General features: G+C 72.8%; 5 protein-coding genes. 1 reads left to right on the top strand and 4 read right to left on the bottom strand.

The features are described 5' to 3' along the window. Positions 1 to 204: 204 nt before the first annotated feature. Positions 205 to 720, bottom strand: coding sequence for a lytic polysaccharide monooxygenase auxiliary activity family 9 protein (locus ACH4S7_RS23975; protein ID WP_398523304.1), 516 nt, complete (start codon positions 718 to 720; stop codon positions 205 to 207). Between the two features lie 822 nt (positions 721 to 1,542). Between ACH4S7_RS23975 and ACH4S7_RS23970 the strand changes: the two genes are divergently transcribed. After that, entirely contained in the window at positions 1,543 to 1,992 is a 450-nt protein-coding gene (locus ACH4S7_RS23970) for an MmpS family transport accessory protein (protein ID WP_398523303.1), read from the top strand. 184 nt (positions 1,993 to 2,176) lie between these two features. On the opposite strand, the gene ACH4S7_RS23965 is transcribed toward ACH4S7_RS23970, so the two are convergent. From ACH4S7_RS23965 to ACH4S7_RS23955, 3 genes are all read right to left on the bottom strand, one after another. Beyond that, on the bottom strand, positions 2,177 to 2,548 hold the full coding sequence (locus ACH4S7_RS23965) for a hypothetical protein (protein WP_398523302.1): 372 nt from the start codon (positions 2,546 to 2,548) through the stop codon (positions 2,177 to 2,179). A 104-nt stretch (positions 2,549 to 2,652) separates the two neighbouring features. Then, entirely contained in the window at positions 2,653 to 8,472 is a 5,820-nt protein-coding gene (locus ACH4S7_RS23960) for an amino acid adenylation domain-containing protein (protein WP_398523301.1), read from the bottom strand. Further along, complete coding sequence (locus tag ACH4S7_RS23955) at positions 8,472 to 11,606, bottom strand: amino acid adenylation domain-containing protein (protein WP_398523300.1); 3,135 nt, start codon at positions 11,604 to 11,606, stop codon at positions 8,472 to 8,474. Before ACH4S7_RS23955 ends, ACH4S7_RS23960 begins: the two co-directional genes overlap by 1 nt. Positions 11,607 to 11,744: the final 138 nt, after the last annotated feature.

Genomic DNA, 11,744 nt, shown 5'->3' with positions numbered 1-11,744 from the left:
CCGTCATGAGTTCGGTACGGGACGGCTTACCGGCGCCGGCCGGCGACGTGACGCCCCCCTGACAGGTGGACCCCCCCCGGCGGCGGTAAGCCGTCCCGTCCGCTGACGCCCGGACCCGGTGGTGCGGGGCACCGCTGACGGGCCGCACGCGAGCGGACCCCCCGGGCGCGAGCGCCCGGGGGGTCCGCTCCACAAGCCGTGGTGTCAGCTGATGTTCACGTCCACGCAGACGTAGAAGGCCATCGGGGTGTCCGCGATGTTCCACACCGCGAGCACCTTCTGCTTTCCACTGATGCTGCCGAAGTTGACCTGGTGGGAGATGGACGGACTGGGCCGTGCACCGCCGTCGTTGAACTCCGCGATCTTCCTGCCACCCGCGTAGTACTGCCAGGTGCTGGTGGCGTGTGCGGCCGTCAGCCGCCAGTTGAAGCTGGTCGTGCGGCCGACGTTGTGGACCTTCCAGCCCTTGCCGTCGTTGTCGAGTTCGGAGAACGCCGCGTTGCCGCCGCTGCAGCTCCGCAGGCCCTTGGGCCCTTCGACGCTCTGCGGTTCGTACTTGATGGGTCCACAGGGAACCGATCCGGAGGCGCACTGCGCCTGGCGGCTCGGGGGCGAGGCGATGTAGCCATGAGCACCGGCGTTGCCGGCCGGCAGGGAGACGGCGAGCAGCGGGGCGATTCCCGCACCGATGGCGAAAGCCAGTTTCCGTTTCCTGTGCATGTCAGCTCCTTCGCTGGGGAGAGGCCCGCTGGTTCTGGTGCGGGCCCCGTCGAGGGGACACTGCGCAGACGGGGTCATGTATTCGTCGGGGCGCGGCAACCGGCCGTGGGGGCACCGGCAGTCGGCCACTCGTCGACGAATCCCCGATGTGCTTGGTCTGGACCATAGCGCTTGACGGCTCACGGTCAAGAGGTCGCGTGCAGGGAGCGGTCGGGGATCCCACGGGAATCCTGGCGGGGATCGCGCCCTCCCGGCCTCGTCACTCCGTCCCGCCCGGTGGCGGGGAATCACCCCCCGACCACGCTGTTTGCCGCTGTGGATGGCCGTGCCGCGCGACGGCGAACCGCTCCGCGGACCAGGAACCTTCGCGGCCGGGTCGCAGGAACTACCGAGAACTTCCCCAGGATTTCCGCAGGAATTACCGGGGGATGCCGCCCGGGGTGCGCCGGAGGATGTACCGAAGACCTTCGGGAACGGCCTGATGGCTACGGTCGGGAGCTTCCCGGCCCGTGGCGTGAAGCAGGCGGTCTCGTCGGCGCACCGCGAGGACGCGCCGGGTGGTACGTGGGGCGGCTGCCTGGGGCCGCGGCTTCGGGATGGGCGCGCCGATTCGCGCGCCGACTCGCGCGTCGGCTCGGGTGATGGCCCGCGCGGCGTGCGCGCCGGCTTCCCCCGCCATGCTCCCCGGACGGGACCCGAGTGGCTCAACGCCCCGGTTGACCTGGTGTTTGTCAGATGTGACGGTCGCCCGACCCGGTTTGACTCAGGTCGGCTCTTTACGGTTGTCTGCGCATTCTGTCGTCAAGATCCGGGGGGCTGCTCATGCACCGTTCCATTCGTACCACCGCCGTGACCGCACTGACCGTGGCCGGTCTCGTCTTCGGGCTCAGTGCCTGCTCCGAGATCACCGAGGCCGGTGACGCCGCGAAGGACAAGGCCGTCGACCAGGTCGACAAGACGGTGAACGAGAAGTACGACGTCACCTACGAGGTCACCGGGAAGAGCGTCGACTCCATCCAGTTCGCGGCCGGTGGCGGCACCGCCCTGGCGCCGAAGATGGAGACCGTGGAGAAGCCGGTGCTGCCCTGGAAGAAGACCGTGACCCTGCGGGGGATCCTGCCTCCCTCGGTCCTGCCCGTCGCGCTCGACGCGACCGGCGACGCCCAGGTCACCTGCAAGATCATTTACAAGGGGAAGGCGATCGCCGAGAAGTCGGGCGAGGGTCTGGCCGCGGCCGGTGGCTGTGTCGCCGTATCGCCGATCGCCGAGTAGGGCTGTCGCCCGGCCGGGTTCTGGTGTGCCGTGCGGCGGATCCTTCCGCCGCACGGCACACCAGAACCCGGCCCCCTTTTCTCTGTCGCGCCCCCACGCCTCCGCCGGGGGGGGGCCTCGCGGGATCTCGCCACCCCGCGCCTCGCCGTTGTCGCCTCAGTAGGCCGCGGATCCGTACCCCGGCTCACGCCCTGGTGCGTGCCGTCCGGGCCTGTCGGAAATCGACGTACGCCATCGCGACGACCAGGACCGGGACGACCGTGCACATCAGCACCAGTTCGAGCCCGCCCTGAGCCAGTGTGAGGATCAGGACGACGATCACCGTGCAGACGAGCACCCCGAAGAACTGCCGGTAGGAGCGGAATCCACCGGTCGCCATCAGGTTCCCCTCGCCCGGCTCCTCCTCGGCGAACGCGGCGCGCACCGGATGCCGGTCACCGTCCCGGCGCGCCTGCCGCCAGGCGAGGAACCAACGGGTGAGTGCGTACAGGGCAACAACACCGAGAAGGACCCACCACTCGGTCGAACTGTCGGGCAACCCGCGAGCCATTGTCATGGACCGCGCGTACCCGTCACCTGTGGGAACAGACGATTCCGCTTCTTTTCGGGGCGGGCCGGGCCCAGCCGGGCCCGGCCCGCCCCGCGTGTGTTCCCGCCCGGTCAGGGGGCGAGCTTCGACGGCTCCCGTTCCTGGGTCCGCTCGGCGGCCCGGTCAGCATCGTCGGTGCCTGTCGGGGCTTCGCCGGACTCCTGCCGGTGCCCGTCGTGGCCGGGACGGTCGGAGGTGAGCGCTGCCAGGCCGACCAGGTCGTCCGCCTGCGCGTCCGGGACGTCCTGGTCGAACCGGGACAGTGCCCGCATCCGCAGCGACACCACGCCGAGCACCAGGATCGCCCCGCCCAGCAACAGGTAGAGCAGGCCGATACCGCGGCCGGATCCCGTCCCCAGCAGGACGCCCACGGTGTCGGACAGCGCGCCTCCGGATTCCATCAGCGGCTCCAGATACTGGCTGCCGAGCGGGGCGATCAGCAGATAGCCGACCGGCAGGGTGGACCAGGCGACCAACTGGTTCAGCGCCATCACCCGTCCGTGGAACCGCTGCGGAACCTTCACCTGGACGATCGTGAGATAGATGCCGTTGAGCAGCGAGAGCGACGCTGACATGCCGAACACCCCGGCGCCCACCACGAGCAGGTCCGGACGCAGGCCCGTCAGCACACAGAAGAGCGCCAGCACCGGCACCATCAGCAGCATCCCGCGCATTCGCCGGCGCCGCGGCCCGCCCCAGATGCCCATCGCGAGTCCGCCGACCACCGCGCCCGAACCACCGGCCAGCGCCACCGTCGCCACCGAACCGAGGCTGGAGAAGCCGAGGACGAGGGGCGAGACGAGCTGGAAGAGGACCGGCAGGAACAGGTTGAGTACGGCGAAGAAGATCAGCATCGCCCGGAACCCGCGCTGCCCGACGACCAGCCGGAAGCCGGCCACGATCTCCTGACGCAGCGTCTCCCGCCGTCGGGAGGGCAGAGTGCGGGGGAAGCGCACGATCATCAGGACCGTCGCCGCCACCGTGTAGCTGATCACATCCAGCAGCAGGACCCCGCTCAGGCCGATCGCGGCCAGCATCCCGACCGCCGCCAGGGGGGCGATCACCTGGGCGATGCCGCCCGAGACCTGGACGGCACCGTTGGCGTGGCCGAGATAGCGCTTGGGCACGAGCTGCGGGATCGCCGACTGGAAGGCGAGCCGCTGCCCCGTGAGCGAGACCGAGAGAATCGCCATCAGTATCCCGACATGCCAGGGCCGCAGATTCCCGAAGGTGTTCAGCAGCGCCAGTAGCGCCTCGGCGGTACCGCAGACGATCGTCGAGATCAGCATCACCCGACGCCGGTCGATCCGGTCGACGAGACCGCCGAGTATTGGCGCCGCCAACAGCCCCGGCACGATGCCGAGCACCGCGAAGAGGCCGAACCAGGCGACCGAACCGGTCGAGAGGTAGATCCACAGGGGGAGGGCGAACTCGGTCAGCGCCGAGCCGGTCTGCGAGATGAGCTGAGACGCTGCCACCGCCACGAACCGCCGGGTGTCGCGCCGGGTACGCGGCGCGGCCTCGGCCGACGCGTCGGCGGTGCCGGAATCGTGGTGCACGCCGTCCAGCCACCAGGTCGCCCGCTCGGGCCGCCGCTCGCGCGTCAGCTCGGGCGCGTCGCCGTCGGCCACCGCCGGATGGACGGTGGTAACGATTTCGGCCAATTCGGCCGCCCGGTGTTTCAGGAAGTAGTGGCCGCCCTCATCCAGGACCGCCACGGCCGTCGTGGTGCCGAGGAAGCCCCACTCCCGGAACCGCTCGCGGTGGAACTCGGTGCCCGGGTCGGCCGATCCGATCACCGACACCACCGGCGTCGCCAGTCCGGTGGGAGGCTGCGCCAGCCGTTCCGTGAAGTACGCCTCGGCGGCCCGCGAGTCCTCGCGGACGTTGTGCACGATGGTGGTCAACTGCTCAGGCTCCAGGCCCTCCAGGTCGGCGCCCATCGAACGGAGCCAGTTCAGATGGAGCCGTCCGCTGCGCCGCCGGTCGAGCGCCGAGAAACGGGAGAGCAACCCGAGCAGGCCCTCGGTCGGCCGGGCGAACGGGAAGATCCCGCCCAGATAGACGGCGGCGGGCTCGCGCCCCGCTGCGCCCAGCCGCCGGGCCAGCTCGACGGCCAGCGCCGCGCCCACCCCACAGTGCCCGTACACCGCGACCGGTCCGGCCACCCCGGCCAGCACTTCATCGGCGCAGCGTCGGGCGACCTCCTCCAGCGGCAGCGACTCCTCGGACATGCCGAGGTCATGCCCGGGGACGGCGACCGCGTGCAGTGCGACGCCCGGCGGCAGGGCGTCGGCGAGCGGCTGGTAGACGACCGCGCTGCCACCGCCGTACGGCAGACAGACCAGGGAGAGCCTGACGGTGTCCGCGGATTGACGGGGTGTCAGTTCATGGAGCAGTCGGCGCGGGCCGCGTTCGTCCTCGGACTGGTCCGCCAGCGCGGCCAGCGCGGCCACGGTCCGTTCCTGGAAGACGTCCATCAGGGTGATCCGCGCCTCCGGACCGAGCACCCGGCGCAGGGCGGCCACCATCCGGATGGCCAGCAGGGAGTGGCCGCCGAGATCGAAGAAGTCGTCCTGCGCGCCGACGCGTGCCACGCCGAGCAGGGTGGCCCAGACATCGGCGATGGCCTCCTGGGTCGGAGTGCTCGGTGCGACGTAGTCGGCGTCCGCGCCGGGGCCGGCCGCACCGGGTTCGGGCAGGGCACGCCGGTCGACCTTGCCGTGGGCCTGCCGGGGCAGGTCGGGGAGGAGTACGAAACGGGAGGGGATCAGGTAGTCCGGCAGCTTCTCGGCCAGCAGCCGGCGCAGCTCGGCGACCGGAGGCGGCGCGGCCTCCTCGGCGGGCACCAGATAGCCGACGAGCGCGAGCTCCCCGGCGGGGCCGCGGGCAGCGGCGACGGCCTGGGCGACGCCGGGCAGCCGGGCGAGGTGGGTCTCCACCTCGCCGAGTTCGACCCGGTAGCCGCGGATCTTGACCTGGTCGTCGCCGCGGCCGAGGAACTCGACGGTGCCGTCGGAGCGGTACCGGGCGAGATCGCCGGTGCGGTACATCCGGGCCGGCCCGCCCTCCCCGGCGTCGACGAACGGGTCGGAGCGGAACCGTTCGGCCGTCAGCTCCGGCCGGCCGAGATAGCCGCGCGCCAGCCGGTCACCACCGATCCACAGCTCACCGGGCACCCCGGCCGGCACCGGTGCCAGATGGGCGTCGAGCAGATAGATCCGGGCGCCCGGCAGCGGGCGGCCGATGGGGGTGGTGGGTCCGGCGGCCGGCAGGTCGGGGTCGATCAACAGCGTGGTGACACCGACGGTGGCCTCGGTCGGCCCGTAGTGGTTGATCACCCGGCAGCCGGTACGGGCGCCGGCCTCGGCGAGTCGGCGGCTCCACTCCCACCCGGACGCCTCCCCGCCGAGAATCAGCAGGTGGCGCGGCAGCAGCAGCGCCTCGTCATCCACCTCGGCGCTCAGCGCGGCCAGATGGGAGGGGGTGAGTTTGACGCAGTCGATGCGCTGCTCGGCCAGGTAGGCGGCCAACTCGGGGCCGCCGGTGCGCGGGGCCAGCAGATGCAGGGAGCCGCCGGTGGTGAGCGAGAGGTAGAGGGTGGTCAGGCCGAAGTCGAAGGCCAGCGACTGGAGCAGGACGTACCGGGCGCCGTCGGGCAACCCGGCCTCGGCGAACCGCTGCCGCACCCCGTCGAGATAGGTGAGCACCTGACGGTGCTGCACCGCCACGCCCTTGGGGGTGCCGGTGGAGCCCGATGTGTAGATCACATAGGCCAGGTGGTCCGGGCCCGCGCCACTGTCGGGCGGGGTGTCGGGCACGGTGGCGAGCCGGTCCCGCAGCTCCTCCAGCAGCAGGACGGGTGCGTCCGAACCGGCCAGCAGGGCGCGGTGGGCGCCGGTGGTGACCAGCGCGACGGGCGCGGAGTCGGTCAGCATATGACCGAGGCGCTCGCGCGGCTGCTCCGGATCGAGGGGGACGTACGCCGCCCCCGACTTGAGCACCGCGAGCAGGCAGACGGCCTGTTCGAGCCCCTGGTCCAGACAGACGCCGACGACGGCGTCGGGTCCGGCCCCGGCGGCGCGCAGCAGATGGGCCAGTCGGTTGGCGCGCCGGTCGAGATCGGCGAAGGACAGCGTCCCGCCGCCGTGCGTGAGGGCCGTGGCGTCCGGGGTGCGGGCGACCTGCGCGGCGACCGCGTCGGCGAGGGTGGCGGCCGACGGCAGCGCGGTGCCGGTGTCGTTCCACTCGTACAGCAGGCGGTGGCGTTCTTCGGAGGTCAACAGGTCCAGTGTGTCGACCGGTGCGTACGGATCGGCGGCGACCGCGTCGAGCACGCGCTGCCAGTGCCCGGCCAGCCGGCCGACGGTGGCCGCGTCCCACAGATCGGTGCGGTAGGTGAGGAAGGCGTCCAGGCCGCCGTCGGTCTCGGTGCAGTACAGACCGAGGTCGAGATGGACGGCGCTGCCCTCGAAGGGGAAGGTCCCCCAGGTCAGTTCGCGGGGGCGGAACTCCTGGGCGCGGTGGTTCTGCAGTGCGAAGGAGACCTGGAAGAGCGGCGGCCGGCCGACCTCGCGCGGCAGGTCCAGTGCCTCGACCAGCCGCTCGAACGGCGTCTCCTGATGCTGCTGGGCCCCCAGCGCGGCGGTGCGGACCCGGGCCAGGACGGTGGCGAAGTCAGGGGAAGCCGTCCCGCTTCCCGTCCGGTCTCCTGCTCCGTCAGCAGCGCCTGTCCGCGCGCCCAGCTCGGCCCGTAGCGGCAGCATGGTGCTGAACAGGCCGATCAGGCCCTCGGTCTCCTCCATCTGACGGCCCGCGAACGGCGTGCCCACGGCGAAGTCGGGCTGCCCCGACCAACGACCCAGCACCACCTGGAACGCGGCCAGCAGGGTCATGTAGAGGGTGGCGCCCCGGGCGCGGGACAGTGCGCGGGCGGCCTGGTACGTGCGCGGATCGAGCCGGAAGGTGAAGGTCGCGCCGCCGGGGCCGGGCAGGGTGGGCCGGGGCCGGTCGGTGGGCAGGTCCAGCGGTGGCACACCCGCCATCGCGTCGCGCCAGTACCGCAGGTCCGCGGCGGCCCGGGGACGCTCCTGACGCTCGCGCTGCCAGTGCGCGAAGTCGCCGTAGCCCAGCGGCAGCGCGGACGGCGCGGGGCTGCCCCCGGCCGCCAGCTCCTGATAGCCGGAGAGCAGTTCGTCCAGCAGTACACCGGCGGACCAGCCGTCGCCGACCAGATGGTGCTGGCAGACCAGCAGCACATGGTCCTCGGCGTCCAGCCGCAGGAGGAGGGCGCGCAGCAGCGGCCCCTCCGCCACGTCGAACGGCCGGTCGACCTCGGCCTCGACCGCCGCACGGGCGGCGGTCTCCCGTGCGTCGACGGGCAGGTCGGTCAGCTCATGCAACTCCCAGGGCACGGTGAACCCGTCGGCTGGGGCGATGTGCACCCGGGGCGCGCCATCCGCGTCGGCGGGGAAGGCACTGCGCAGCGTCTCGTGCCGGACGGCGACCAGCCGCAGCGCCTCGGCCAGCAGCTCGGGCCGGAGCGGGCCGCGCAGTCGCCCGGCGGTCGGCAGTACATAGGCGGCGGTGCCGGGGGTCAACTGCTCGACGAACCAGAGCCGTTCCTGGGCGAGCGAGAGCGGTACCGGCACACCGGCCGGGCGCGGCGCGATGACCGGCCCCCCGGCGGCCTCGGCCGTGCGCTCCTGCCGGCGACGGGCGAGCAGGGCACGCTGTTCGTCGGTCAGCACGGGGCGGGGGCGACGGGTGGTCGGGGTGACGGGAGCGACGGCCGGGGTGGTCGGGATGACGGAAGCGACGGCCGAAGCGGTGGGGGTGTCGAGAGTGACGGCCGAAGCGGTCGGGGGTGCGGCTTGGTCAACGCGTTCCATCAGACCTCCTCCGCCAGCAGTTCCAGGGTGACGGCGTCCGCCACGGCGGCGACCGTGGGCTCCTCGTAGAACACCTGGAGCGGCACCTCGGCGCCGAGGCGGCGCCGGATCCGCGCCGAAACCTGAGTGATCGTCAGTGAATGTGCCCCGAGGTCGAACACGTCGTCGTACAGGCCGATGGAGGGCAGGCCCAGCACCTCGCACCAGATGGCCGCCACCTCGGTGGTCACCTCGTCCCACGGTTCGTCCGCGGGTCCGTCCGACGACCCGGTCCCGTCCGGGGCGGCCGGCGGATGTTCGCGGACCGGTTCGGGCAGGGCGCGCCGGTCGGTCTTGCCGTTCGGTGTCAGCGGGAGCAGTGGGAGTACGTGGAAGACACCGGGGACCATCACTTCGGGCAGTGTCAGTGCCAGGAAGGCCCGCAGCTCTGCGGCGTCCGGCGCGGGCACGCCAGGCCGCCAGACCGGGTAGCCGGCGAGCACCTGACCGCCGGGGTCGTCGGCGGAGCCGCGTACCGCGACGGCCGCCGCGGCCACGGCGGGGTGCTCCTGCAACCGGGCCTCGATCTCCCCCAGCTCGATCCGGTGACCGCGCAGTTTGACCTGGTCGTCGAGGCGGCCCAGGCAGTCGAGACCGCCGTCGGCACGCACCCGGGCCACATCACCGGTGCGGTAGTAGCGCGATCCGGTGCCCGGGTCGGTGATGAACCGCTCGGCGGTGAGTTCCGGCCGGCCGCGGTAGCCCCGGGCCAGGCCCGCGCCGCCGAGCGCCAGTTCACCCGCGACCCCGTGCGGTACGGGGCGCCCGTCCGGTCCCAGGATCAGGGCGGTGGTGCCGGCGATCGGCCCGCCGATGCTCACGTCGTCCGGTGCGGCGGGCAGTTCGACGGCGGTGGACCAGATGGTGGTCTCGGTCGGTCCGTAGACGTTCCAGAGCCGTCCGACCCGCTCGCGCAGCCGGCGGGCGAGCGGCAGGGGCAGCGCCTCGCCACCGCTGAGCGCCGTCAGCCCGGGGGCGGTCAGCCCGGCGTCCAGCATCAGCCGCCAGCCGGACGGGGTCGCCTGTAGATGGGTGACGGAGTGCCGTTCGACCAGATCCGTCAGCGCGCGGCCGTCCCGGACCTGCTCCTCACCGGCGATCACCACCCGGCCGCCGGTGACGAGGGGGAGCAGCAGCTCCAGGGCGGAGATGTCGAAGGAGAGCGAGGTGACGGCCAGCCAGACGTCCTCGGGGGAGGCGGTCAGCCGGTCGCGGAAGGCCAGCAGCAGATGGGCCAGCGCACCGTGCGGTACCTCGACGCCCTTGGGACGGCCGGTGGAACCGGAGGTGTAGATCAGGTAGGCGACGTCGTCCGGAGCGGCGGCGGGCAGCGGACCCGGGGGCGCCACTGGGTGCGGATCGGTGTCGAACAGGCCGTCCAGCAGCAGTGTCCTGCCGTGCCCGGCGACCCGCTCGGCGGTGCGCCGCTGGGCCAGTGCGACCGGCGCCCCGGCGTCGGCGAGCACGAAGGCGACGCGCTCCGCCGGGTACCCGGGATCGACCGGCAGATAGACGCCGCCGGCCAGGGTGACGGCGAGCACGGCGGCCAGCATCTCCGGCGAGCGCTCGGCGCATACGGCGACCACCGTGCCCGGTGTGACCCCGGCATCGACCAGCCGCCGGGCCAGCCCCGAGGCCGCCGCCGCCAGTTCCCCGTACGTGTGCGTGTGGTCACCGGCCGACACCGCCACCCGGTCGGAGTGGGTGGCGAAGGCGTCGGTCAGCAGCGCGGGCAGGGTGGCACCGGCGGCGTCGGCCGCCGGGTCCGGTCCGCGCAGCGGGGCCAGCTCCGCCTCGTCCAGCAGCGGAAGGTCGGCGAGCACGGTGCCGGGGGAGGCGGCTATCGCGCCGAGCAGCCGGCGCAGATGGGCTCCGATCCGCTCGGCCCGCTCGGTGGCCAGCGCTTCCGTCCGGTGCATGAGCAGCACGCCGAGCCGGTCCGGGCCGTCCACCAGATGCACCCGCAGCGCGCCGCGCGCGGTGCCGGGGAAGAGCACCCAGTCGATCGTGGTGCGCAGCCCCGCGAACTCGACCGGGGCGATGCGACGGCGGTATGTGAAGGAGACGGGGGCGAGCGCCACGCCGGGCCGCAGGCCCCGAACGGCGCGCGCCAACGGCACCCGGCGGTGCGGGTAGCCGCCGCGCAGTTCGGCGCGTACCTCGCGGGCGAACTCGCCGAAGGGCGTTCCCGGTGCGGGGGCGGTGACCACGGGCAGTTCATTGACGTGCGCGCCGATCCGGTCGGCGGTCTCAGGTCTTCGGGTGCCGAGGTCGACGGCGACCGCCGGGCGCTGGTTGCCGTAGCGCAGCAGCAGCGTGTGCACGGCGGCCAGCAGCAGTTCGAAGAGGGTGACGCCGAGCTTCTCGGCGGTCACGACGAGATCGGCGCGCAGCCGCGGATCCAGGTCGAAGGCCACGGCCGAGCCGGGACCGACGCCGTCCTGGCACTGGGCCAGGCCCGGGAGCAGGACCTCCGCGTCGGGCAGCGGCCGGCCGGCCCAGTAGGCGGTCGCCGCGGCCAGCGCGTCCCGCTCCGTGCCCGTGTCCGTGTCCATGTCCGGGGAGGGGGCGGGGGCGGGGGCCGCGCCGGCCGGCTTCGGCACGGCGAGCGGAGCCAGTGGTTCGGGGGCCGGTCCCGCGCCGGTGCGGTGGGCGTAGCAGGCCGCGAGGTCGGTCAGGAACACATCGGTCGAGGTGCCGTCGAAGGCGATGTGGTGCACCACCACGAGCAGGGTGGCGTGTGTCTCGTCGGTGCGCAGCAGGGTGAACCGGGCCGGTGGGCCGGCCGCGAGATCGAACGGCGCCGCGCTCAGCTCGGCCAGCTCGGCGGCCAGCCGGCCGCCGGTCGACCGGCGTACCACCAGCTCCGGGACCGGACCGGCGCCGAGCACGGGCACACCGTCCACCTCCCGGACGGTCAGGGCCAGTGCGGGATGGCGGGCTGCCAGGTCGGCGCAGGCGGCGGTCAGCGCCGGCTCGTCCAGGGCTCCCTCGAAGTGCGCGGCGAACGGCATGTGGTGGACGGAGCCGAGCGGGGCGAGCCGCTCGTTGACCCAGATGCCCTGCTGGGCATGGCTGGTAGGGGTGCTGATCACAGGAATTTCCTCAGTCTGTCCGACGGGACGGCGGTACGGCGAAACGGCGAAACGGCGGTACCGCGATACGGCGGTACGGCGAAATGGCGCGATGGCGCATCGGCGGTGAGGTTGGTGAGATCGCTGAAGTCGGTGAGG

The organism is Streptomyces sp. NPDC020965, from assembly GCF_044333555.1.
In the GTDB taxonomy this organism is placed as follows: Bacteria; Actinomycetota; Actinomycetes; order Streptomycetales; family Streptomycetaceae; genus Streptomyces.
This window is presented reverse-complemented; position numbering and strand designations above follow the sequence as displayed.

What these genes read in the sequence shown, in the direction of transcription:
- ACH4S7_RS23960 (WP_398523301.1), bottom strand. Translation starts at nt 8,472, where the DNA reads ATGGAACGCGTTGACCAAGCCGCACCCCCGACCGCTTCGGCCGTCACT.
- ACH4S7_RS23970 (WP_398523303.1), top strand. Translation starts at nt 1,543, where the DNA reads ATGCACCGTTCCATTCGTACCACCGCCGTGACCGCACTGACCGTGGCC.
- ACH4S7_RS23965 (WP_398523302.1), bottom strand. Translation starts at nt 2,548, where the DNA reads ATGACAATGGCTCGCGGGTTGCCCGACAGTTCGACCGAGTGGTGGGTC.
- ACH4S7_RS23975 (WP_398523304.1), bottom strand. Translation starts at nt 720, where the DNA reads ATGCACAGGAAACGGAAACTGGCTTTCGCCATCGGTGCGGGAATCGCC.